The sequence below is a fragment of the Rhodoferax sp. SPJ4 genome (assembly GCF_058216275.1).
This window is the reverse complement of sequence record NZ_JBYZMN010000001.1, coordinates 668,716-690,069: the sequence shown is the minus strand read 5'-3', so window position 1 is coordinate 690,069 and position 21,354 is coordinate 668,716. Positions and strand designations below refer to the sequence as shown.

Annotated in this window: 21 protein-coding genes and 2 tRNA genes; 6 read left to right on the top strand and 17 right to left on the bottom strand. The window is 65.4% G+C overall.

The genetic code is table 11. The annotated features are described in order from the left end of the window. On the bottom strand, positions 1 to 2,409 hold the full coding sequence (locus AC4BAR_RS03425; protein WP_490626404.1) for a UvrD-helicase domain-containing protein: 2,409 nt from the start codon (positions 2,407 to 2,409) through the stop codon (positions 1 to 3). A 26-nt stretch (positions 2,410 to 2,435) separates the two neighbouring features. Between AC4BAR_RS03425 and AC4BAR_RS03420 the strand changes: the two genes are divergently transcribed. Continuing rightward, the gene (locus AC4BAR_RS03420) at positions 2,436 to 3,134 is read left to right on the top strand and encodes a hypothetical protein (protein WP_490626403.1); all 699 of its coding nucleotides are present in this window, start codon (positions 2,436 to 2,438) and stop codon (positions 3,132 to 3,134) included. Between the two features lies 1 nt (position 3,135). On the opposite strand, the gene AC4BAR_RS03415 is transcribed toward AC4BAR_RS03420, so the two are convergent. Continuing rightward, on the bottom strand, positions 3,136 to 3,984 hold the full coding sequence (locus tag AC4BAR_RS03415; RefSeq protein ID WP_490626402.1) for an alpha/beta hydrolase: 849 nt from the start codon (positions 3,982 to 3,984) through the stop codon (positions 3,136 to 3,138). Positions 3,985 to 4,086: 102 nt separating this feature from the next. Here AC4BAR_RS03415 and AC4BAR_RS03410 point away from each other — a divergent pair, with 102 nt between their 5' ends. Both AC4BAR_RS03410 and AC4BAR_RS03405 read left to right on the top strand, forming a co-directional pair. Then, positions 4,087 to 4,971: an NAD(P)-dependent oxidoreductase gene (locus AC4BAR_RS03410; RefSeq protein ID WP_490626401.1), complete on the top strand. Its 885-nt coding sequence runs from the start codon at positions 4,087 to 4,089 to the stop codon at positions 4,969 to 4,971. Between the two features lie 64 nt (positions 4,972 to 5,035). Next, positions 5,036 to 5,111 (top strand) — tRNA-Ala (locus AC4BAR_RS03405). A 9-nt stretch (positions 5,112 to 5,120) separates the two neighbouring features. Here the strand turns inward: AC4BAR_RS03405 and AC4BAR_RS03400 are convergent. Beyond that, positions 5,121 to 6,935 carry an alpha/beta hydrolase gene (locus tag AC4BAR_RS03400; RefSeq protein ID WP_490626400.1) on the bottom strand — a complete coding sequence of 605 codons (1,815 nt, stop codon included), beginning with the start codon at positions 6,933 to 6,935 and terminating at the stop codon, positions 5,121 to 5,123. 374 nt (positions 6,936 to 7,309) lie between these two features. On the opposite strand from AC4BAR_RS03400, the gene AC4BAR_RS03395 reads away from it, so the two are divergent. Beyond that, positions 7,310 to 8,980: a sensor domain-containing diguanylate cyclase gene (locus AC4BAR_RS03395; protein WP_490626399.1), complete on the top strand. Its 1,671-nt coding sequence runs from the start codon at positions 7,310 to 7,312 to the stop codon at positions 8,978 to 8,980. A 38-nt stretch (positions 8,981 to 9,018) separates the two neighbouring features. Here AC4BAR_RS03395 and AC4BAR_RS03390 read toward each other — a convergent pair whose 3' ends face one another. The 13 genes from AC4BAR_RS03390 to AC4BAR_RS03330 form a co-directional block, all read right to left on the bottom strand. Next, positions 9,019 to 9,444 (bottom strand): DUF6691 family protein, encoded by a 426-nt coding sequence (locus AC4BAR_RS03390; protein WP_490626398.1) that lies wholly within the window; start codon positions 9,442 to 9,444, stop codon positions 9,019 to 9,021. Positions 9,445 to 9,455: 11 nt separating this feature from the next. Further along, positions 9,456 to 9,893: a YeeE/YedE family protein gene (locus AC4BAR_RS03385; RefSeq protein ID WP_490626397.1), complete on the bottom strand. Its 438-nt coding sequence runs from the start codon at positions 9,891 to 9,893 to the stop codon at positions 9,456 to 9,458. 81 nt (positions 9,894 to 9,974) lie between these two features. Next, positions 9,975 to 11,009, bottom strand: a complete 1,035-nt coding sequence (locus tag AC4BAR_RS03380; RefSeq protein ID WP_490626396.1) for a cytochrome d ubiquinol oxidase subunit II — start codon at positions 11,007 to 11,009, stop codon at positions 9,975 to 9,977. Beyond that, on the bottom strand, positions 11,002 to 12,363 hold the full coding sequence (locus AC4BAR_RS03375; RefSeq protein WP_490627183.1) for a cytochrome ubiquinol oxidase subunit I: 1,362 nt from the start codon (positions 12,361 to 12,363) through the stop codon (positions 11,002 to 11,004). Before AC4BAR_RS03375 ends, AC4BAR_RS03380 begins: the two co-directional genes overlap by 8 nt. After that, entirely contained in the window at positions 12,363 to 12,986 is a 624-nt protein-coding gene (locus tag AC4BAR_RS03370) for a GbsR/MarR family transcriptional regulator (RefSeq protein ID WP_490626395.1), read from the bottom strand. The genes AC4BAR_RS03375 and AC4BAR_RS03370 overlap by 1 nt, the downstream gene beginning before the upstream one ends. A gap of 130 nt (positions 12,987 to 13,116) precedes the next feature. After that, positions 13,117 to 13,545, bottom strand: a complete 429-nt coding sequence (locus AC4BAR_RS03365; RefSeq protein ID WP_490626394.1) for a DsrE family protein — start codon at positions 13,543 to 13,545, stop codon at positions 13,117 to 13,119. 40 nt (positions 13,546 to 13,585) lie between these two features. Beyond that, a complete protein-coding gene (locus tag AC4BAR_RS03360; protein ID WP_490626393.1) occupies positions 13,586 to 14,746 on the bottom strand; it encodes an MBL fold metallo-hydrolase in 1,161 nt (386 codons plus the stop codon). A gap of 22 nt (positions 14,747 to 14,768) precedes the next feature. Then, positions 14,769 to 16,502, bottom strand: coding sequence for a thiosulfohydrolase SoxB (soxB, locus tag AC4BAR_RS03355; protein WP_490626392.1), 1,734 nt, complete (start codon positions 16,500 to 16,502; stop codon positions 14,769 to 14,771). A gap of 42 nt (positions 16,503 to 16,544) precedes the next feature. After that, complete coding sequence (soxX, locus tag AC4BAR_RS03350; protein WP_490626391.1) at positions 16,545 to 17,195, bottom strand: sulfur oxidation c-type cytochrome SoxX; 651 nt, start codon at positions 17,193 to 17,195, stop codon at positions 16,545 to 16,547. Between the two features lie 9 nt (positions 17,196 to 17,204). Next, complete coding sequence (soxA, locus tag AC4BAR_RS03345; RefSeq protein ID WP_490626390.1) at positions 17,205 to 18,008, bottom strand: sulfur oxidation c-type cytochrome SoxA; 804 nt, start codon at positions 18,006 to 18,008, stop codon at positions 17,205 to 17,207. Between the two features lie 58 nt (positions 18,009 to 18,066). Further along, positions 18,067 to 18,378, bottom strand: coding sequence for a thiosulfate oxidation carrier complex protein SoxZ (gene soxZ / locus AC4BAR_RS03340; protein WP_490626389.1), 312 nt, complete (start codon positions 18,376 to 18,378; stop codon positions 18,067 to 18,069). Between the two features lie 41 nt (positions 18,379 to 18,419). Then, positions 18,420 to 18,878 (bottom strand): thiosulfate oxidation carrier protein SoxY, encoded by a 459-nt coding sequence (gene soxY, locus AC4BAR_RS03335; RefSeq protein WP_490626388.1) that lies wholly within the window; start codon positions 18,876 to 18,878, stop codon positions 18,420 to 18,422. 60 nt (positions 18,879 to 18,938) lie between these two features. After that, a complete protein-coding gene (locus tag AC4BAR_RS03330; RefSeq protein ID WP_490626387.1) occupies positions 18,939 to 19,511 on the bottom strand; it encodes a DUF302 domain-containing protein in 573 nt (190 codons plus the stop codon). 206 nt (positions 19,512 to 19,717) lie between these two features. Between AC4BAR_RS03330 and AC4BAR_RS03325 the strand changes: the two genes are divergently transcribed. Together AC4BAR_RS03325 and AC4BAR_RS03320 are read left to right on the top strand one after the other, a co-directional pair. Beyond that, positions 19,718 to 19,793 (top strand) — tRNA-Lys (locus AC4BAR_RS03325). Between the two features lie 279 nt (positions 19,794 to 20,072). Beyond that, positions 20,073 to 20,765, top strand: coding sequence for a hypothetical protein (locus AC4BAR_RS03320; RefSeq protein WP_490626386.1), 693 nt, complete (start codon positions 20,073 to 20,075; stop codon positions 20,763 to 20,765). A 192-nt stretch (positions 20,766 to 20,957) separates the two neighbouring features. On the opposite strand, the gene AC4BAR_RS03315 is transcribed toward AC4BAR_RS03320, so the two are convergent. Beyond that, positions 20,958 to 21,287: a hypothetical protein gene (locus tag AC4BAR_RS03315; RefSeq protein ID WP_490626385.1), complete on the bottom strand. Its 330-nt coding sequence runs from the start codon at positions 21,285 to 21,287 to the stop codon at positions 20,958 to 20,960. Positions 21,288 to 21,354: the final 67 nt, after the last annotated feature.

The following is a 21,354-nucleotide window of genomic DNA, read 5'->3' as shown; positions in this document are numbered from 1 at the left end:
TCAGATCGGCGTCAGCTTGGCCACCGACAAGGCCAGCCATTTGACGCCATGGCGGGGAAAATTCACCTGGGCCCGGGCGTCGTCACCGCTGCCTTCCAGCGCCGTGACCGTGCCCTCACCGAACTTGGTGTGAAACACCTGCATGCCAGAGCGCAGGCCATGCGAAGGTGCGGCCTTTTGCGGCGGCACCGGCGGGCTGGCAAAGGTTTCGGCGGGGCGACCGAAACCACCGCGCGGCGGGAAACGCCCGGCCCCGCCATGGCTGCCGTAGCTGCCCTGGCCACCGAAAGAGGACGGCGCGGCAAAGCCTGAGCCAAAGCCCTGGTTCTTGGGCGTGATCCATTTCAGCGCGGCCTCGGGCAGCTCGTCGAAGAAACGGCTCTTCAGGTTGTAGCGGGTCTGGCCATGCAGCATGCGGGTTTGCGAATGGCTCAGGTAGAGGCGCTGGCGGGCCCGGGTGATGGCCACGTACATCAGCCGGCGTTCTTCCTCCAGGCCTTCGAAATCGCTCATGGCGTTTTCGTGCGGGAACAGGCCCTCTTCCATGCCGGTGATGAAGACCGCGTCAAATTCCAGGCCCTTGGCCGAATGCACCGTCATCAGCTGCACCGCGTCCTGCCCGGCCTGGGCCTGGTTGTCGCCGGACTCCAGCGCCGCATGGGTCAGGAAGGCGGCCAGTGGGCTCAGGGTTTCGCCGGTTTCGGCGTCGGGCAGCAAGGCATTTGGCAGCAGCTCGTTGAGCAGCGGGCGGCTGGGGTCCAGGCCCTGGCTGACCGGTGACTGGTCGGAGCGGGGCGCCAGCTCGTCCACCGGCAGGGCCACGGCGTCGCGGCCAAAGCCCTCCTGGGTGACAAAGCTCTCGGCGGCGTTGACCAGTTCGTCCAGATTCTCCAGCCGGTCCGCGCCTTCGCGGTCGGCCTTGTAGTGCTCCAGCAGGCCGCTGTGGTCCAGCACCAGCTCGATGGTTTCACGCAGCGTCAGGCCCTGGGTTTGTTCGCGCAGCACGTCGATCTTGGCCACAAAGGCGCCGATGGTGGCGCCGGCCTTGCCGGTGACCACACGCACGGCGTCGTTCAGCGAGCCATTGGCAGCGCGGGCGGCGTCCTGCAGCTGCTCGATGCTGCGTGCGCCGATGCCGCGCGGCGGGAAGTTCACCACCCGCAGAAAGCTGGTGTCGTCGGCCGGGTTCTCGATCAGCCGCAGATAGGCCAGCGCGTGCTTGATTTCGGCCCGCTCGAAAAAGCGCAGGCCGCCATACACCCGGTAGGGCACGCTGGCGTTGAACAGCGCGGTTTCAATCACCCGGCTCTGCGCGTTGCTGCGGTAGAGCACCGCAATTTCCTGGCGTTTCAGGCCGTCGCGCACCAGCTGGCGCATTTCTTCCACCATCCACTGCGCCTCGGCGAAATCGCTGGTGGACTCATAAACCCGAACCGGCTCGCCGGGGCCTTGGTCGGTGCGCAAATTCTTGCCCAGGCGTTTGCTGTTGTGGCTGATCAGCGCGTTGGCCGAGTCCAGGATGTTGCTGTGGCTGCGGTAGTTCTGCTCCAGCTTGATCTGGTGCCGTACCGCGAACTCACGTACAAAGTCGGCCATGTTGCCCACCCGCGCGCCGCGAAAGGCGTAGATGCTCTGGTCGTCGTCGCCCACCGCGAACACCGCACCGCTGTCGGCCTCGTCCGGATTGGCCAGCATCTTGATCCAGGCGTACTGCAGCTTGTTGGTGTCCTGGAACTCGTCGATCAGGATGTGGCGGAAGCGCCGCTGGTAGTGGGCCCGCACCGGGTCGTTGTCGCGCAGCAGCTCATAGCTGCGCAGCATCAGCTCGCCAAAATCCACCACGCCCTCGCGCTGGCATTGTTCTTCGTAGAGCTGGTAGATCTCGACCTTTTTGCGCGTCTCGTCGTCGCGCGCGTCCACCGCGTTCGGGCGCAGGCCGTCTTCCTTGCAGCCGCCGATGAAGCGCTGGGTCTGCTTGGCCGGGAAACGCTCTTCGTCGATGTTGAACTGCTTCATCAGCCGCTTGATGGCGCTGAGCTGGTCTTGGGTGTCCAGAATCTGGAAAGCCTGCGGCAAGTTGGCCAGCTTGTGGTGGGCGCGCAGAAAACGGTTGCACAGGCCGTGGAAAGTGCCTATCCACATGCCACGCACATTGACTGGCAGCATCGCACCCAGCCGGGTCATCATCTCCTTGGCGGCCTTGTTGGTGAAGGTCACCGCCAGCACGCCGCCGGGCCCGACCTGGCCGGTCTGCAGCAGCCAGGCGATGCGGGTGGTCAGCACCCGGGTCTTGCCCGAGCCGGCACCGGCCAGAATCAGCGCGTGCTCGGCCGGCAAGGCCACCGCCGCGCCTTGCTCCGGGTTGAGGTGGTGTAAGAGCGGGGAATCGTGCGCGACATCTGGGAACATCGGGCCATTGTAGAAACCCCCACCCCATGCCCTCTGCCCTGAAGCCCCTGTGCTGCCGTTGGTTCTGGCTGGTGGGCCTGTGGCCGCTGCTCACTGGTGCTGCCAACCTGGCGTCGCCGGTGTGCAGCAGCGACGGCCAGCCCGCGCCTCGGGTACTGGCGGAGCGTTTTCTGAGCGCCGACTGTGCCGACTGCTGGCGCACCCACCCCGCCGCCCTGCCGGCCGGCGCGCTGGCCATCGACTGGATTGTGCCCTCGGTCGCCGGTGACGAGGCCCCGCTGGCGGCCGCCGCCATTCGCGACAGTGTGGCGCGGCTGGACACCCTGGACCTGGCCCCACCCGAAGCGGCCAGCGAACACCGCAGCAAGGTGGCCGGCGGGCCACTGCACCTGCGGGTGGCGCTGGGGCCGGCCTTGGGCGGCTATGTGGGCACGTCCATCGCCGCCACGCCGCGTGCACCGCTGACCGGGGGCCCGTGGACCCTGTGGCTGCTGCTGGTGGAAGCACTGCCGGCCGGCACCGAGGGCACGCCGGTGGCCCGCACATTGGCGCGCAACCTGCTGGTGGTGCCTTGGCCCCGGCCGGTGACGGGCCAGGCCTTTAGCGAGTCACGGCCCATGGCGGTGCCCGAAAACAGCCACAGCGAGCGCCTGCAGGTGCTGGGCTGGGTGCAGGACGGCCAGGGCCGGGTGATCGCCGCGGCGCGCTCGGCCTGCCGGCGCTGACTCAGCCGCCCAGGCCCAGCAGCGCCAGGGTCAGCCCATGCAGCCGGGTGCCCGGCGTGGCCAGTGCGTCCACCACGCTGAAATGGTTCAGACCGGGCAAGGCCTCACACACCGGCACGGTGGCGGGGCCCCAGGCGTCACGGATCAGCTGGTTCTGCCGCACAAAGGCCTCGCTTTCGTCAGCCCCCACCACCACGTTCAGCACCCCGCGCGGCGCCGGCATCCAGGCCGGGCTGGCCAGGGCCACCTGGGCCGGCGTGAGGCGCAGCGAGGGCTGCAGAAACGGCGTGTGCCTCACCGATTCCAGCTCGTACAGGCCGGAGATGGCCAGCGCGTTCTTCACCAGGTCGGCCGGCAGGTCAGCGCCCAGCCGTTGCCACAGGCCACACAGCACCATGGCCGCCAGGTGCCCGCCCGCCGAATGGCCGACCACGCTGATGCGGCCCGGGTCGCCCCCGTGCTGGGCAATGTGCCGCCAGGTCCAGGCCAGCGCCTGGGCCATCTGGCGGGCGATGTCGGGCACGCTGACGGCCGGGCACAGCGCGTAGTTGGGCATGACCACACAGGCGCCTGGGAAGGCCGCTGCCACAAAGGAATGGTCGGCCTTGTCCAGCGAACGCCACCAGCCGCCGTGGATAAAGACCAGCACCGGGGCCTGGGGCTGGGCGGCAGGAAAAATGTCCAGGGTCTCCTGCGATCCGTCGCCATAGGGTTGGTCGATCACGCAGCGCACCCGCTGCCGCAGCGCGGCCGAGTCGCTGGCCCAGCGGGCAAAGTACGCGCCATGCTCGGGTACCCGGGCGCGGTTGTTGTACTGGCGGTCCAGCCAGTCGGGGTCGAAGCGGGCCATGGGGTGGACGGGTGGTTTGGGGTGAATCGATTCTGCCAGCCGGATAATTCGCCGTCCCCCGTCCACCCGGTCTGCCCCGCAGGCCGTCCTCAAGGAGTTTCAATGACCGCCCCCCTCCGTGTTGCTGTGCTGGGCATTGGCCTGATGGGTTTCCCCATGGCGCGCCGCTTGTGCGAAGCCGGCCACGCGGTCCATGCCTGGAACCGCTCGCCGGCCAAGGCCGAGCGGCTGACGCCCTTCGGCGCCCAGATGCATGCGCGGGCGGCCGACGCGGTGCGCGAGGCCGACCTGGTGGTCAGCCTGCTGGAGAACGGCGCGGCAGTGGGCGAGGTGCTGTTTGGTGAGCCGGCCGCCGCCCAGGCCATGCGGCCCGGCACGCTGGTGGTGGACATGGCCTCCATCCAGCCGGCCGAGGCGCGCGACCACGCGGCCCGGCTGCAGGCCCTGGGCCTGGCCCACCTGGACGCCCCGGTGTCGGGCGGCACGCTGGGCGCCGAGCAGGGCAGCCTGGTCATCATGGCCGGTGGCGAGGCGGCGGATTTCGAGCGCGCGCTACCGGTGCTGCAGGTCTTTGGCCGACCCACCCATGTCGGGCCGCACGGCACGGGCCAGCTGACCAAGCTGGCCAACCAGATGATTGTGGGCATCACCATCGGAGCGGTGGCCGAGGCCTTGCTGCTGGCCAGCAAGGGCGGCGCCGACATGGCCAAGGTCAAGGCGGCCATCACCGGCGGCTTTGCCGACAGCCGCATCCTGCAGGTGCACGGCCAGCGCATGGTGGACCGCAGCTTTGTGCCTGGCGGCCGCATGTCAGTGCAGCTGAAAGACATGCGCAACGCACTCAGCACCGCCGCCGAGCTGGGTTTTGACGCACCCATCACCACGCTGTTCGAGCGGCTCTATGCCGACGGCGTGGCCCATGGCCTGAGCGACCTCGACCATGCCGGCCTGTTCGTCGAACTGGCGCGCCGCAACCAGATGAGCTGAGCTGGGTTGTGAGGGCCAGTGCCCTCCCCAAAGCCACGGCGTTTGGCTATACTTTTTTTTGGTTGGGGGGGTAGCTCAGCTGGGAGAGCGCTGCGTTCGCAATGCAGAGGTCGGGAGTTCGATCCTCCTCCTCTCCACCAACCCTGGCCTCAGGGTGCCGCCTGGTACGACCCCTTGGGCAACACCGGCACCGCCACTTTGCCGGTCACCGTGACCGGCAGAATCGCCGACGCCCCCGGGTTGAGACCGGCGGTGGCCAGGTATTGTTCGCTTTGGCCGTAAATCAGCAGCGCCAGCTTGTCATTCGGGCCCAGGCGGGCCGTCACGCCGGCCATGTCCAAGTCGAAAGCACCCTGGCCCCTCAGCGGCATCACCTGGTTGTTGACCAGGTCGTACACCCCAGGAACGCCATGGCGCGACTGGCCCAGGCCCACGAAGAGGATGGGCTCGCCGGGAGGACCGGCCACGGCGGGCGTGACCCGCAGCTGCAAACGGGGGATGCCAGCCACCACGGTGCTGGCGCCGTTGCGGGGAATGTCGAGTTCAATGGCGGCCGGGATCAGCCCCAAGCCAGACACCACCGTGGTGGGTGGTACCGCGAACTCGGTCAGGCCACCGGTCTTGGCCGTCATGACCTGGTTGACCAGAACCGCATCGTCCTTGGCGATGGACAAACAAGGCTTGCGTGGCACGATGTCGGCCGCGCCGGCAATGCCTTTGAGGTGCTCCTCGAAGAAGGCCAGCCTGGCGTCGGTCACGTCGGTGCGGCCGCAGCGCGAGTCCAGGGAGTTGTCGAGCGGCAGGGACAAGGCACCCCCCACGTCAGGCACGATGGGCACGGTGTTGTGGCCCTTCTGGTAGGTCAACAGACGGACGTCACCGCCCAGGGCTTTCAGGCACTGGTAGTTGGCATGGCCCTCGTTGAAATTGAACAGCGTGTCGCGCACCCCCTGGAACAGCAAGGCATTCACCCGGGTGCCGGCGGTGGGCGGGTAGCGCGGCGAGGTGCCCCGGCCGCCGTTGGTGGCCACCGTCTGGTTGCTGCAGAAATACTGGTTGGAGTGGTAGTAGAAAAAGTCGGCAAAGTCGGTACCGACGCGGGTGCTCAACAGCGTGTCGACCAGGCCTTGGGTGATGTAGGGGTCGAGTTTGCTGACGTTGGCACCGGCCAGAAACAGATTCCAGTTGGTCTTGGCCACACCACCAGGGAACAGGCTGGTGTTCAGGTTGTTGGGTGCGAACTCGGGCACCATCGCGTCCAGCCGGTGCCGCGGGTCGATGTTGTGCAGCAGGTACTGGAACATGCCGCCATAGCTGCCGCCCACCGAACCCACCACCAGGTTGTGCCGGTCACGGCCGTCGGCGCTGCGGCCGAAAGCCAGCCAGCCCAGTTTGGCTTCCGCCCAGTCCAGCACCGCCAGCAGGTTCTGGCCTTCGGCATCGGGGTCCATCACCCGGATGTTGCCGCCCGACTCGCCATGGCCGCGCTCATCGATGCTGATGACGCCGTAGCCCTTGGCCACGAACTGGCCCACCGGCGCATCCAGGCCCACCTGGCACTGGCTGCACTGGCTGGGGTCGAGGCTGGTCTGACGCGAGCCACCGAAGCCATGGCTGTGCAACACCAGCGGATAGACCTGGCCGCCCGCCAGCGTGGCGGGCTCGAAGACGGTGAAGGCCACCTTGTCGCCAGTGCCTGGGGCCTGGATGTAGACGTTGTAGACCTGGCCTGCCCGGCTGCTGCCCGGGGCCGGAGCGGGTGGCAGGCGGTTGGTGACACCGGGCTGGTCGGCCGGGGCAACCGGGCTGCGGTAGCTGACGGGGGCGTCTGCCGCCCCCACCAGGACGGCCTTGGCCGCTGTGGCGCCGCCGGCCTCGGGGGCCGACGCGCCGCCACAGGCGGTGATCAGCGCCGCGCTCGCCAAGGGCAGCACCACCCTCAAGGCCGTTTTGAGCAAGTTCATCGATGTTTTCCTGGTTATCCGGTCGCCACCGGCGTTGGGTGTGGTGCAGGGGGGCCCGCTGGTTTCAGCGGCTTCGGAGCCACCTCGCACCCTGCTCCACCCCATTTGGCGGTCAGTTTATAGTAAGAAAGCATTACGGTACGAATTGGTACCGCGGTTGTGGCCCGGTTTGTGACAAAGGTCGCATGGAATGCGGTGGGGGCCCGGCCTCCGCCAAACCGCGCAGAGGTTCACATTCATTTGCGCCAGCGCAAACACGGTGCAACTGCGGCCCTCAAAGTGTGCTTTAGTGCCTCAATTGATTTCAGGTTTGACACCCTGAGGTCGAAACCAGCAGTGAGGCCCCGTCAAACAGAGGTCTCACACAGGGTCTCATGAACACACTGCACTCCGACCATGCTGCCGCGGCAAGCGCCGCACCCGCACCACGCGTCCGGGCGCACAAGCCGCGGCCCCCCGGTTTCAGGGCCTGGCTGCTGATCGCGGGCACAGCGCTGTTGGCCCCGCTGTTGCTGCTGTCCACCTACCAACTGGTGCAGATTCAGAACTCACGCCAGGGGTCGATCGAACAACAACTCGCCCAACGCACCGAGGCGGCCGCCCTGGCCGTGGCCGCCCGCCTGCAGGCCGGCGTTGGCTATCTGGACTCGCTGGCCTCTTCCGATGCCGCCATCAACGGAGACATCGAGTCGCTTTACCGCCAGGCCCGCCGGATTGCGCACAAGGTGCCAGGCATCACCGCCATGGGCTTGATGCAAAAAGACCTGAGCATGGCCTTTCTGACCTCCAAACCCTATGGCCCACCGCTGCCCAAACCCCCCAGCACCGCGATGGCGGAGGCGGTTTTCGCGCTGGGCAAGCCCGCCGTGTCCGGCATTTTTCAAGGGCCGTACTCCGGCAAGAAGGTGGTGTCGCTGGGTGTGCCGGTGCTCCAGAACGGGGAAGTCGCCTACTGCCTCTTCATGGTGCTGACCAGCGACTCCTGGTCGGATCTGCTGAAAGACCAGCACCTGCCCGAAGACTGGCGGGTGGGGCTGGTGGACCAGAACGGCATGATCATTGGCCGCAACATCGTGCCCGAGCTGTATGTGGGCACGCCCGTGATGCCGGAATTGATGAACTACCTGAAGCAAAAGCGCCTGGGCATGGTGCCGCTGACCACCAAGGAAGGCCTGCCCGCGCTGGCCTATGTGGCGGCCATCCCGGGACAGCCCTGGGCGATTGCCATGGCCGTGCCGGACGCGGTGATTGCCGCACCGCTGAGAAACCGGCTCGCGCTGCTGTTCAGCACCACCGTGCTGATCTTCCTGGGCATTGCCTTCCTGGCCTACGCCGCGGGCAAACACCTGGAGTCCTGGGTGCAGCGGGTGCTGCGAACCGTCAGCACCATCAAGCACGGCGGAACCGCCGCCATGCCGCCGGTGCACATCCGCGAGTTGGATGACATGGCGCACTCGCTGGTGCAGGCGCACTACACCAAGCAGAAAATCCGCGCCGATTTGTCGCAGTCCGAGAACCAAAGGGAAGACATCGCCAAACAGCTGGCCCGCTCCCACATCGATGGCCTGACCGGCCTGTGGCGGCGCAACGGCTTCATCGAGGAAGTGCACGCCCGCCGGGCCCGGCGCCATGCCATGCAAGGCCTGGCGGTGGGCATTCTGTTCATGGACCTCGACGGCTTCAAGGCCATCAATGACGAGTTGGGCCACCAGGCCGGCGACCAGGTGCTGATCGAGGTGGGCAAGGTGCTGCGAGAGGTGGCCGGGCTGTCCCACGTGGTGGGACGCTGGGGCGGCGATGAGTTTGTGCTGTGTGTCTTCGCACCGGCAGAGTGGTTGGAGTCGGCGCTGCAGGACCTGTCGCTGATGATCAAACGCCGCATCGAGGCCCTGGGCCACGACCTGGGCTGCAGCATCGGCCGGGTGGTGTGGGACAAAGACACCGACAGCCTGGAGCAGCTGATTCAGCGCGCCGACGGCCTGATGTACGCCGACAAGTTCACCTCCGGGCGCCGCTTCGCCAACTCCCGTCCCCCTGCCGACTGATGCACAGCGTGGGCTTGCCCCCGCAAGAGGTCAGCGCCTCAGAGCGATTTGGACCGGATGCTTTCCACCGATTCGTAGGCCACCATGCCGCCCAGCATGGCCAGCACAAACACCAAGGCCTTGATTTCCCCGGCGGCCATGGACACCAGGCCGGGGCCAGGACAAAAGCCGGCCAGGCCCCAGCCCACACCAAACACCAACCCACCGGCCACCAGGCGTTTGTCGATGTGCTGGGCGCTGGGCAGTTGCATCGCACCACCCAGGAAACTGCGGGTGCGCTTTTTGGCCAGCGCGAAAGCAAAAGAGCCCACACCGATCGCCCCGGCCATGACAAACAGCATTGACGGGTCCCATTGGCCAAACAGGTCCAGGAAGGCCAACACCTTGGCCGGATCGGTCATGCCCGACAGCAACAGGCCCAGACCGAACAACAGGCCCACCAAAAATTCACTGATGCGATGCATGACGGCCTCCTTCAAAGCAGGTGGCGAACCACGAAGACGATGGCAAACCCCGCCGCCATGAAGGCCAGCGTGGCCACCAAGGACCGCGGTGACAGCCGCGACAGGCCACACACGCCATGGCCACTGGTGCAGCCCGAACCGTAGCGGGTGCCCAGCCCGACCAACAGGCCGGCAACAACGATCAGGCCGTAACTGGCGTCGATGCGCGGCGCCTTGAGCAGACCGGCCGGTGCCAGCCAGCCGAACACGAGGGGCGCGACGAACATGCCCAGCAGAAACGCCAGGCGCCAGCTGGCATCGCCGGCCTTGGGCGGCAACAGCCCGCCCACGATGCCACTGATGCCCAGCACACGGCCATTGATCAGCACAAACAGCGCCGCGGCCACGCCCAGCACAATCCCGCCGGAGAGCGACATCCAGGGCGTGAAATGGGTCCAGTCGATGTTCATTTGGCTTGCCTCCCCTTCCGCTTGCAATCAAAGTGTCTCACTCCACCCCGCTGGGTGCAAGGCCGCGCGATGGGCTGGTTGTCAGTACTCCAGCGCGGTGGATTTGCCCCAGAACACGCGGTAGGCAAACACCGTGTAGCCGATGATCACCGGCAACACCACCACCACACCGTAGAAGATGACTTGCAAGGCCTCTGGCGCGCTGGCGGCCTGCCACACGGTGAGCTTGTCGATCACCAGCCAGGGGAACAGGCTGTAACCCAGGCCATAGAAGGCCAGCAGAAAAACCCCCACGGTGCAGGCAAAGGGCACCGCCGCGCCGTACTGGTTGTTTTGCGCCAGCCGCAGCGGCAAACGCTTCAGGCTGCGGTGGATGACGATGAACAAGGCCAGCGTGACCGCAGGAATCGGAAACAGCATGATCAGGTTGGGCAGGCTGAACCATTTCTCGAAGATGCGCTGGCTGACCCAGGGCGTGGCCACCGAGATGCCGGCCACGCCGATGGCGGTGAGCCACAGGCTGTTCTGGGCCCAGGCCACTGCCTTGTGCTGCAGCGCGCCCTCGGATTTCATGATCAGCCAGCCCGCGCCCAAGAGGCAGTAGGCCGCAATCAGGCACAGGCCGATGACGGCGCTGAACAGGTTGGCCCACAGGTCGCCCCGGAAGCCGGTGATCAGGCTGCCCAGCATGAAGCCCTGTGACCAGGCGGCCATCAGCGAGCCCAGGTAGAAGGCTCGGTCCCACAGCGCCTTGTGTTCGGCCTTGGCCTTGACCCGGAAATCAAAGGCCACGCCACGCAGCGTGAGCGCCACCAGCATCAAGGCCACCGGCAGGTAGAGTGCGCCCAGAATCACGCCGTGCGCCGCCGGGAAAGCCACCAGCAGCACGCCCACACCCAGCACCAGCCAGGTTTCGTTGGCGTCCCAGAACGGACCGATGCTGGCGATCATGCCGTCCTTCTGGGCGTCGCTGTCGGCGCGGCGCAGCAGCACACCCACACCGAGGTCGTAGCCGTCCAGCACCACATAGGCCAGCATGGCCAGGGCCATGACCAGGGCGAACACCAGCGGCATCCATCCGGCCACCAGGGTCAGGTCGGGCAGGGCATCAGGCATGTTGAACCTTCAAGGTGTCGGTGACGGGATGGCTCTCGGTGGCATCGGCTGGCTTCAGCGTCGCCTTGGCAGCCAGGTGGAACACCACGGTCACGTAGGCAAACAGCAGCGCCGCGTAAAGCGTCAAATACATGGCCAGCGTGAAGGCGATGTTGGCGGCCGGCACGCTGGAGGCGGCCTGGGCGGCCGTCAGCACGCCCTGCACCAGCCAGGGCTGGCGCCCGATCTCGGTCACATACCAGCCGGCCACCAGGGCCACCCAGCCGGCAAAGCTCATGGCCACCAGCACCCGCGCCAGCCAGGTCGGCAAGGTCTGCGTGCGGTACAGGCGAAAGGACGCCAACCAGCTCACCGCCAGCATCAGCAGGCCCACACCCACCATGATGCGGAAGGCAAAGAACACCGGCGCCACCGGTGGGTGCTGGTCGCCGAAGGCGTCGATGCCTTTGACTTCGCCCTGCCAGTCGTGGGTCAGGTAGAACGAGGCCAGCTTGGGGATGGCGATCTCGAAGCGGTTGCTCTGGCTGGCGGCGTCCGGAATGCCGAACAACACCGCCGGTGCGCCTGGCCCGGTTTTCCAGATGCCCTCCATCGCGGCGATCTTGGCCGGCTGGTGGTGCAAGGTGTTCAGGCCGTGCATGTCACCCACCACAATCTGCACCGGAATCAGCGCCGCCGCCACGTACACACCCACCCGCAGCGAGGCCATCACGCCGGCGCTGCGGTCGCCCTTGAGCCAGCGGTAGGCGCTGAGCCCGGCCAGCAGAAAAGACACCGTCAGGCCCGAGGCGATCAGCATGTGGGCCAGCCGGTAGGGGAAGGACGGGTTGAAGATGACTTCCATCCAGCTGGTGACATGGGCCTGGCCGTTGACCATCTCGAAGCCGGCCGGGGTGTGCATCCAGGAGTTGAGCGCCAGAATCCAGAAGGCCGACGCGGTGGTGCCAGCGGCCACCAGAAAAGTGGCCCAGGTGTGCACCCGCTCGCTGACCCGGCCGCGGCCGAACAGCATGATGCCCAGCATGGTGGCCTCAAGGAAAAAGGCCGTCAGCACCTCGTAGGCGAGCAGCGGCCCGGCCACGTTGCCCACGGTGTTCATGAAGCCGGGCCAATTGGTGCCGAACTGGAAGCTCATGGTGATGCCACTGACCACCCCCAGCGCAAAGGTCAGCGCAAAAACCTTGATCCAGAACTGGTAGGCCTCCATCCAGTGGGGCTGGCCGGTGGCGACAAACCGGGTCTTGAAGAACAACAAGGCCCAGCCCAGCGAAATGCTGATGGTGGGGAACAGAATGTGGAACGTCATGTTGGCCGCAAACTGAATGCGGGCCAGCACCACCGGGTCCCAGGTCATCATGGCGTTTCTCCTGTGTTCAGTTCGGATGGCTGGACTGTCACCGGGCTGTCTTTGGCCGCGGGGGCGGGGCCGAGGTGCAGCACCTGTTTGACCCGGTCTTTGATGTCCAGCAGCTTTTGCACCTTGGCCCCCATGGCCATCAGGCTGGCGATGGTGGCCGAATCCATCTGCTCCACCTCGTCCATCCAGGATGTCATCTTGTCGATGAAATCGTGCATCTGCCGCATCCTGGCCTGGGCGTGGATGTCTTCCGCCTGGCCGGGTTGCTCCATCAGCGCTTCGCGCAGCATGGACAGCGTGGGGTCGATCTCACGCTTGCGCCGCTCGGCCGCCAGGGTCCGGAAGATGCCCCAGACGTCCTCGGGCGCCTGGAAATACTCCCGCCTGTCGTTGGGCAGGTGGATCAGCTTCACCAGCCGCCAGGACTGCAACTCCTTCAAGCCCATGCTGACGTTGGAGCGTGAGAAACCCAGCGCCTCGCCCACCTCGTCGGCGTTCAAGGGCTTGGCCGACACGTACAGCAGCGCATAAATCTGCCCCACGGTGCGGTTGATGCCCCAGCGGCTGCCCATCTCGCCGAAATGCATCACAAAGCGCTGGGTCAGAGGGGGCAGGTTCATCGGTTTTTCTCAATTTTCAGTAAATACTGAAATTACGATAAATTCTAGAGCAAATCCGCATTCTGCGCATCAGCCCCCTCGCGGCCCAGCCGCCATGTCCCCCCAAGCCCGCGCAGAGCGCGGGCCCAACTCAGGGCTTGATGTAGGCAAACCGTTCACGGCTTTGAAGCTGGGCCACGCGCACCACGCCCGACGGGGTGAAGTCCGCGTCCAGCGTGAACTGGTCCTTTTTCATGCCGCGGTTGCGCAGCGTGATTTCGCACACCTCAAAGCGCACGCCCCTGGCTTTGAGCGCACTGACCAACGCGCCGTAGTCCAGGTTGGGGTTTTTCTTGTCCTTGGCGCCGTCCAGCAGGAAATCCACACCCTCGGCGTGGGTCACCACAATGATTTGCGTGTCGGGCGCCACGTCCAGGTGGTTGCGGATGTTTCTCAGGCCCTTGGTGGCCTGGGCCTCGGTGTTGTCGAAGTGGTAAACCACCTTGTCTTGCGCGAGCGCGGGGAACTGCAACAGCAGGCCCACCAGCACCACGGCCAGGTTTCGGAGCAAGGAGTTCATGAAGGCCTTTCGGAAGTGGGTTGAAAATCGCGTGGCGCCGTCAGCTCTGGCGCCACGGCAGACCCAGGAAACGCCAGCCGCCACAGGTGCCGCGGTGAGCCTGCGCATCGGGGTCGCCTTCAAAGCCTTCCAGCACGTTGTAGGCCGCATAGCCCAGTGCCGCCGCCCGCCTGGCAGCGGGGATGGAGCGCACGCCGCTGCGGCACAGGAACAGGGCTTTTTTGTCCGCCGGCACCAACGCCGTCAGGCGGGCGTCGAAATCGGCATTCAGCGCCATGCCTGGCCACTGCTTCCAGGCCACGGCCACCGCACCGGGCACAAAACCCACCCATTCGCGCTCGGCGTCGGTGCGCACATCGACCAGCACCGCCTCCCCGCTGGCCATCCACTGATAGGCCAGCCGGGGCGAGATGTCGCCGGCGTAGCCGATGGCCTCGCGGGGCACAGCGGACGGTTCGGAGGCCCCAGGGCCATCGGCCTGCGGCTGGGCGTCGTGCCGGATGCCCGAACTCTGGTTGGCCGGCACCGCTTCGTCGATGCGCCGGGGCTTGGGCAGGTTCAGCTCACCCATCAGCCGGGTGAACTCGGCCAGCGATTTGCCGGCCAGCCGGGGGTTGGTGGCTTTCTCGATGGCGATGCTGCTCTGGGTGCGGCCCTGGTAGTCATGGCCGGGCCAGACGGTGGTGGCATCGGGCAGGGTGAACAAGACCTCGGTGACGCTGCGGTACAGCGCCTCGGCACTGCCGGATTGAAAGTCGGTGCGCCCGCAACCGCCGATCAGCAAGGTGTCGCCGGTGAACACATGGTCGCCATGGCTGGACTTCCACAGAAAACACATCGAGCCTGCGGTGTGTCCCGGCGTGTGCAGCGCCTGCAACGCATCCCCACCAAACGCCAGCCTGTCCCCATGCCCGAGCTGAAGCGCGGCGGTGTGAATGCCGCAACCGGCGGGGGCCGCGGTTTTGGCACCAGCGTGCTCGGCCAGCAAGCCGGCGCTTGTGATGTGGTCGGCGTGGGCATGGGTTTCCACCGCCCAGACCAGGCGCAGGCGGTGCTGCTGCAAAGCCGCCAAGTCGCGTTCCAGCTGTTCATCGACCGGGTCGATGATGACGGCGGGGCGCAAGGCCTCGGTGGAGGTTTCGTCAAAAACCAGGTAGGTGAAGGTGCTGGACGCGGGGTCAAAAAGTTGGATCGGGTTCATGCTGTTGTCTTCCCATTCACCTTCAGCCCGTCAGGCCCGGGTTGCCCTGGACACCGACCAGGCGTGGGCTGTTGGGTCGCCGGCTCGACACCCGGCCATTCTGGGCCTTGAGCCAGGTTTCCACCAAGTCCCAGACCCAGGGACCCTGCTGCCCTTCGGCTTGTTCGGCCACTGGCGCCCAGCCGGCCACCTTGTAGCGTTTGTCGGCCTCCAGCGGCCGGCCGTTGAGCCGCAGATGGTCGATGCGGCGGCCCATGGTCTCGCTGGGGTTGCAGCTGTACTGCAGGCCCCCCACGCGCACCATGTCACCCCCTTGCTGGTAGTAGGGGTCGGGGTTGAACAGGTTGTCGCAAACGTCTTCCAGCACGGTCTTGATGATTTCGCCGGTCATTTCGGTGACGGTGGCGTAGGAATAGGTCGTGGCTGTCATGTCCATCAGCCATTCGCGGGTGATGGCCTGGCCTGCCAGCAGCGAGCTGCCCCAGCGGAAGCCGGGCGAGAACGCGATGTCCGCGCCCTGCATGTCCATCAGCGCGTCCACCAGCAGCTGGTCACCGGTACCGTTGAAGTTGCCCCGCCGGTACAGCGTGCCCTCGGTCACGGCCAGTTTCTCAGCGAGCTTGGCTTCGTAGGGGGCGCGCACCTTCTGGATCAAACTGGCCATTTCTTTGTCAGCCGGCAGGAAGTTCGAGAAGATGGGCAGCAGCTTGTAGCGGAAGTCGCTGACCCGCCGGCCCTTGACCTCCAGGTCCAGCACACCGAGGAACTTGCCACTGGAGCCGGCATTGGTGACGATGGTTTGGCCGCCCTTGTTGCGCACCAGCGAAGCCACCGGCATGCCGTCGTGGGTGTGCCCGCCGAGGATGGCGTCGATCCCGGTCACCCGGCTGGCCATCTTCAGGTCCACGTCCATGCCGTTGTGCGACAGCAGCACCACCACCCGGGCCCCTTGGGCCCGCGCCTGGTCCACCACGGTCTGCATGTGGTCGTCCTGGATGCCGAAGGTCCAGTCGGCCACCAGGTGGCGCGGGTTGGCAATCGGCGTGTAGGGAAAAGCCTGGCCCACGATGGCGCAGGGCACACCGTTGATCTCGCGCACCACATACGGTTTGAACACCGGATCGCCAAAGTCGTTGGTCTTGACGTTCTGGGCCACGAACTCGGTGTGGCCGGCCAGGTCTTTCTGAATGATTTCCTGGACCCGGTCCATGCCGTGGGTGAATTCCCAATGGCCGGTCATAACGTCCACACCCAGCAGCTTGCAGGCGTCCACCATGTCCTGGCCCCGGGTCCACAACGAGGTGGCCGAGCCCTGCCAGGTGTCGCCGCCGTCAAGCAGCAAAGCGCCGGGCCGGCTGGCTTTCAGGCGCTTGACCAGGGTTGCCAAGTGGGCAAAGCCGCCGACCTTGCCATAGCGCCGGGCCGCCAGCTCGAACTCCAGGCAGGTCAGCGCATGGGCGGGGGCCGTGCCGGCCTGGAGGCCAGCGATTTTCAGCAAATGCTCGCCCACCAGGTGGGGCAGTTGCCCCTGCATCGTGCCGACACCGAGGTTGACCGAGGGCTCGCGGAAATGGTGGGGCAGCAGCTGCGCGTGGCAGTCCGTCATGTGCAGAAAAGACACCTGGCCGAAGCGCGGCACCGCGTACATGGCCTCCCCTGCGGTGGCGGCGTCGGCGTTGCCATGGCGTGCCAAACCCAGGCCCGCCACCGCCCCAGCGCCCAGGGTTTGCAGGAAGTCTCGCTTCGACAAATGCATGGAGGCCTTATGTCCGACCCACTCAGCGCCAGCGCCGCGCCGTCACTGGTTCACGGGGGAGTTGGGGTCCAGCAGCAAGGCCATCACGTCCTTTATCTGCTGCTCGCTGAGAATGCCGCTGTGACCGAAGCGCGGCATGATGGAGCAGGCATTGAAGGCCCGCGCGTTCCACAACTTGCCCCAGGTGTAGGCTACGACGGCCTGGGCGGCGGGGCTGGCCGGGTCTTTGACGCCGCGCAGCTTGCCGTAGTTGTACAGGCTGGGCCCCAAGGTGCCGTAGGACAACTCCTGTTTGCTGATCTGGTGGCAGTTGTAGCAGTTGCCGCCGTTTTCGGAGCCGGCCTTGTCGGTCCAGGTCAGCCCCCGGCCGTTCTGCGCGATCTTCTCACCCGATTTCCAGTCGCCCAGGTAGACCGCCAGGCTGGGCGGGGGCACGGTTTGGAGGTTGCTGTTCTGGATGCTTTGAGCGGTTTGCGCGTCGATGGGCTGGCCCGCCACATCGGCGGCACTGCAGGCGCGGTTGGCTTCGTCCTGCGCCAGACGGCTGGTTTTGGCCTGGCCCCGGTCCTGGAACGACGCCTGGGCGATGTCCGCCGCCGCCCGGTCCAGATCCACCGAGAGCAAAGCACCAGCACAGGCGGACAACAGGCCTGTGGCCACCACCCCAACGATCACGCTGACAGGCTTGTGCATGGTGTTACCTCAGCGCTTGATGGCGGGCGCCACCGACAGGCCACCGCTGGCATTGACGCCCATGTAGACGCCCAGCGCCACGGTGGCGTCGCTGGCGTAGCCGGGGTAGGGAAAGCGCTGCTGGCGGTAGCAGTCGTTGAGCCGGCGCTGCATGCCCCACAGCTCGCCCGATGACACGCGGTAGGCAGGCCAGGAGCCGAAGCCATCGCTGGCGCCTGGCTGACGGGTCAGGTTGGGCAGGTCCTGCAAACGGATGCGTTTGCCGTCGCTGGCGTGGCATGAGGCACAGGCGAAGTCATGGGTTCCCCCGCGGGCGAAGAAAAGCCGCTTGCCGATCTCGAACGACTTCCGCTCTTCCGGGTGCGTTTGCGGGAGATGGAACGCCAGGCCCCGCGACTCGGCCGACACCCAGGCCACCAGGCTCTCCAGGTTGGCCTTTTCGCCCCGGCCAAAGTCCAGCGGAATCACCTCACTGGCCGGGATGCCCTGCAGGCTTTCCATGCAGCTCAGCAGGCGTGACTCCAGGTCTTGCACCTTTTGCGTATCGGCGAAGTACCGGGGCAGTTCGACGAAAGCGCCCCGGACCACACCCGGGCCTTTGCCCAGGTCGCATTGCGCCAGGCTGGCGGCCTTGGGCCCACGCCTGGTTTTCCACAGCGCCTCGCCTTTGGCTTCAAACAGTTCGGCGGGATTGCCGTCCTGCAACATGGCGCGGTACTCGGCAATGCCGTCGGCAGCCGACTTTTGCGCCCCCACCGGCGCGGCGGACAAGGCCAGCGAGGCGATCACCAGCAACGAGCGGGGGATGGACATGCCGAAACTCCTTCAGGCTGGCCAATGGAATGAATGAAGCGCGTGACGCCGCAGGGGCTCAGGCCACCGTGGCCTCGTCGGTCCGCGTGTCGCCACGGTTGTCTTTCCAGGTGATGGCGATCTTGTCACCCGCCTTGGCGTTCTTGACCACGAACTGCAAGAAGGGGTTCTTGGAAACCGCCGGCCCCCATTCGGCGCTGAGCACCGGTTGGCCGTTGTGGCTGGCTGTGACTTCCTGGATGTGCCAGGCTGGGATGGTTTGTCCGGCGGCATCCTTGCGTTGCCCGGACTCCATTTCGTGGCTCATCAGCACCCGCACAGTGGCGTTGGAACCGGTCACCTGGGCGCGGATGCGCATGGGGTCTGCCATGTGTGTCTCCTGGGGAACGGAAGGGTGCGATGGCGACGGCTTCAGCCGCCACAGCCGCCGAGGGTGACCTTGATTTCTTTTTTGGCGAACAAGACCTTGCCATCGTTCAGGATGGCCACCGCGTAGACATCCGACGACTGGCCCATCTTGGCCCGCGTGGTGAAGCTGGCCTCCACACTGTCGGACACCTTGTACAAAGCCACCAGCGCCGACGGGTTCTTTTCGACCAAAACCAGCATCTGCTTCACACCAACCGCCGATGCCGCCACCGACAACGGCACGACCGCGCCGTTTTCGGCGATATCCGGGCCCTGGATGGTGACCTCGGTGCTTTCCACCGGGGCCTGAACGCCCAGCGCCGCCACCACCTCGGCGAGGTTTTTGGCACTGAAGGCCTTGGCGTTGTAATCGGCCCATGCCCGCTGGGGGAAAAAGCCGGTGCCTGCCAGCAGGCTGACGACGATGAAGCCCTGCTTCAATGTTTCACGGCGTGTGCGCATCGGCGAGTCCTTGTCTACGAAGAGATTCAATTTTTTCGGTTTTTGCAGCGTGCGCAGGGCTCAGATCTCGCCCTTGGAGGCCCGCTCCAGCATCAGGTGGATGGTGTCCCGGACGGCCATGGCCTCTTCCTTGAGTCTGGGTGGCAGCTTGCGCCCCATTTTGACCATCATGTCCATGTTCAAGGTGTACAGCCACAAGCCATCGTCCTGTTCCACCACTGAAATTCTGCAAGGCAAAAAGGCCGCTATGTGGGGACTGAAATCAACCATGGCCCTGGCCGTGGTGGGCGTGCAGAAAGAATACACCTTCAGGTATTTCTGGGGCTGTCCCGTGCGTGCTTCCAACTCCCTGGACAGCGGCAGTTGCCCCACCTCTTTCATGTTGCGCTCCGCGGCCACGCCCAGCAGGATGTGCTCGATGTCGTTCACCGTCACCCCCGGTTGAACCTTGCGCTCCCAGGTGGTGGCCGCCGCGATGTCGCCACCCGCCTGCACCCAGCGGTCCCACAAGGCTGAAGCCTCTGCACCGGCGCCCTCTTCCAGCTTGCCCAAAGTGCCGATGGTTCCACAACCCGACAGCGCCACCCCAAATACCAAAGCACAGGCACGAAGCCAACGATGGATGACAGGCATTGGAATCCCCACAGAGGTTGACGACCACAGGGTCGGGTGGAACGGACAGGTCTGCCGACGAGGCCCGCCTATTCAACCACAGGCCCAGCCCGGCACGGCCGCCCTCATTGCGCCGCTGGAGCGAGCACATTCAACCGACGTCGAAGGCCTGCACCGACCCCTTCGCAGGCTGTGCTAGAATTTGAGGCTTCAGTGAGATTCACTGTGGGTTCTTAGCTCAGTTGGTAGAGCAGCGGACTCTTAATCCGTAGGTCGAGTGTTCGAGTCACTCAGGACCCACCAAAAAATAAGAATGGAATCAAGCACTTAGTGGCGAAATGCCCCTAGGTGCTTTTTTCTGCGCGCTTGACGCTGCTTCGCGCGAGTGCCCCACACCAACGGCCCTGCCAGGCTGCGCTTTCGTGCTGCCACGATTGCCGCGCCCCGCTCTTCCTCTTCCTGCGCCTTGCCGGAGGCGCGAACGCATCACCCGTTCAACCCTATCGGTGATTGACTTACCCATGGGTCTTTTCAAAGATCGGGCTTCCTCATGCGAGGAAAAAACTCACCACGGACCAAACCATGAATTTCAGAAATTTCGGATGGATGATTGCTGCGGCGGCGCTGGTTGCAGCCTGCGGCGGTGGCGGGGGAGGCGGCGGACCCGTCAGTTCGACTGCCAACTTCCCGACCAAAACGGCCTACATCAACTTTGTTCAGCAAGCCAAATCGACCGCATTCACCATCTCGGGCACGGTGTCGGGTGTGGCTATCAGCGGCAACGGGACACTGACCACTGGCGGCTTGGCCTCCACCATGTTTGAAGGACAAGTCGCCTTCCAGAAAGCCACCACGGTCACAGGCACGGTGTCGGGCAACGGCCAGACAGCCCCTGTGGCGTCCACATCAACGGCCTACTACGACACCAATTACCTGCCCCTGGGCGACGACGATGGCGAGTACGCGGTGGTGCAAGGTGCGGTCACCATTCCAACCACGGCCCGGGTGGGCGACACCGGCATTTTGTACACCTCCAACAGGTACACATCTGCGGCCAAAACCACCTTTCTGGGTACCGAGGTGGTGAGTTATGTGATGGAGGCTGACACTGCCAACACAGCCCTTCTGAAGCTCATTTCCACCTTGAAAAACACCTCGGGTGCGGTCACGTCCACGGACACGCTGACGATTCGCATGGCTGCGGACGGCGGCATCACCTTCGTCTCGGAGGGTGTGCTGGCCACCGGCGTGGCACTCACGTTCACTTTCCAATGAGCGCCACCACACCGGTTATCGCCCCTCCTGGCGTCCTGAACGTGTTCCGACGAGAGCGGGTGTCAGGATCTGTTGCCAACAAAGGCGCCCAGCAAAACACCTGACATTTCCGAAAAAGCAAAAAGGCCTGAACGCACCCTGTGCATTCAGGCCTTTGACCAACCGGCTCACACCTGTCGGTCAAACCACCGCTTATTTCTTGTCAGCAGCGGGAGCGGCCGGCTTGGCGGGTTCAGCGGGCTTGGCTGGCTCGGCTTTGGCAGGGGCCTTCATTTCATCGTGCTTCATGCCACCTTTGTGCATGCCGTCGTGCTTGGCGCCGTGGTGCTTGCCTTCATGGTGTTTGGCGGGAGCGGCAGCGGAGGCCGCGGGCACTGCCGGGGTGGCAGGGGTGGCAGGGGTGGCCGAGGTGGCAGCGGCTTTGGGCGCCGTCGCAGCCGCAGGAGCAGAGGCCGCGGGGGCTTGGGCCAAGGCCAGGCCGCAGGCGGCGATCAAAGCGGAGAGGAGTGCAATCTTCTTCATGGTGTGTCCTTCAGGGTCAACCCCAAGAAAAACTCTTGGTGACCTTACAACGGCCAGATGGTCGCTG

Bases quoted from the DNA above. Each gene is read 5' to 3' on its own strand.
- AC4BAR_RS03330 (WP_490626387.1), bottom strand. From the start codon at position 19,511: ATGCCTGTCATCCATCGTTGGCTTCGTGCCTGTGCTTTGGTATTTGGG.
- soxA (WP_490626390.1), bottom strand. From the start codon at position 18,008: ATGTCCATCCCCCGCTCGTTGCTGGTGATCGCCTCGCTGGCCTTGTCC.
- AC4BAR_RS03410 (WP_490626401.1), top strand. From the start codon at position 4,087: ATGACCGCCCCCCTCCGTGTTGCTGTGCTGGGCATTGGCCTGATGGGT.
- AC4BAR_RS03380 (WP_490626396.1), bottom strand. From the start codon at position 11,009: ATGCCTGATGCCCTGCCCGACCTGACCCTGGTGGCCGGATGGATGCCG.
- AC4BAR_RS03395 (WP_490626399.1), top strand. From the start codon at position 7,310: ATGAACACACTGCACTCCGACCATGCTGCCGCGGCAAGCGCCGCACCC.
- AC4BAR_RS03400 (WP_490626400.1), bottom strand. From the start codon at position 6,935: ATGAACTTGCTCAAAACGGCCTTGAGGGTGGTGCTGCCCTTGGCGAGC.
- AC4BAR_RS03365 (WP_490626394.1), bottom strand. From the start codon at position 13,545: ATGAACTCCTTGCTCCGAAACCTGGCCGTGGTGCTGGTGGGCCTGCTG.
- AC4BAR_RS03320 (WP_490626386.1), top strand. From the start codon at position 20,073: ATGAATTTCAGAAATTTCGGATGGATGATTGCTGCGGCGGCGCTGGTT.
- soxY (WP_490626388.1), bottom strand. From the start codon at position 18,878: ATGCGCACACGCCGTGAAACATTGAAGCAGGGCTTCATCGTCGTCAGC.
- AC4BAR_RS03370 (WP_490626395.1), bottom strand. From the start codon at position 12,986: ATGAACCTGCCCCCTCTGACCCAGCGCTTTGTGATGCATTTCGGCGAG.
- AC4BAR_RS03385 (WP_490626397.1), bottom strand. From the start codon at position 9,893: ATGAACATCGACTGGACCCATTTCACGCCCTGGATGTCGCTCTCCGGC.
- soxZ (WP_490626389.1), bottom strand. From the start codon at position 18,378: ATGGCAGACCCCATGCGCATCCGCGCCCAGGTGACCGGTTCCAACGCC.
- AC4BAR_RS03415 (WP_490626402.1), bottom strand. From the start codon at position 3,984: ATGGCCCGCTTCGACCCCGACTGGCTGGACCGCCAGTACAACAACCGC.
- AC4BAR_RS03390 (WP_490626398.1), bottom strand. From the start codon at position 9,444: ATGCATCGCATCAGTGAATTTTTGGTGGGCCTGTTGTTCGGTCTGGGC.
- soxB (WP_490626392.1), bottom strand. From the start codon at position 16,502: ATGCATTTGTCGAAGCGAGACTTCCTGCAAACCCTGGGCGCTGGGGCG.
- AC4BAR_RS03420 (WP_490626403.1), top strand. From the start codon at position 2,436: ATGCCCTCTGCCCTGAAGCCCCTGTGCTGCCGTTGGTTCTGGCTGGTG.
- AC4BAR_RS03360 (WP_490626393.1), bottom strand. From the start codon at position 14,746: ATGAACCCGATCCAACTTTTTGACCCCGCGTCCAGCACCTTCACCTAC.
- AC4BAR_RS03315 (WP_490626385.1), bottom strand. From the start codon at position 21,287: ATGAAGAAGATTGCACTCCTCTCCGCTTTGATCGCCGCCTGCGGCCTG.
- AC4BAR_RS03375 (WP_490627183.1), bottom strand. From the start codon at position 12,363: ATGACCTGGGACCCGGTGGTGCTGGCCCGCATTCAGTTTGCGGCCAAC.
- soxX (WP_490626391.1), bottom strand. From the start codon at position 17,195: ATGCACAAGCCTGTCAGCGTGATCGTTGGGGTGGTGGCCACAGGCCTG.
- AC4BAR_RS03425 (WP_490626404.1), bottom strand. From the start codon at position 2,409: ATGTTCCCAGATGTCGCGCACGATTCCCCGCTCTTACACCACCTCAAC.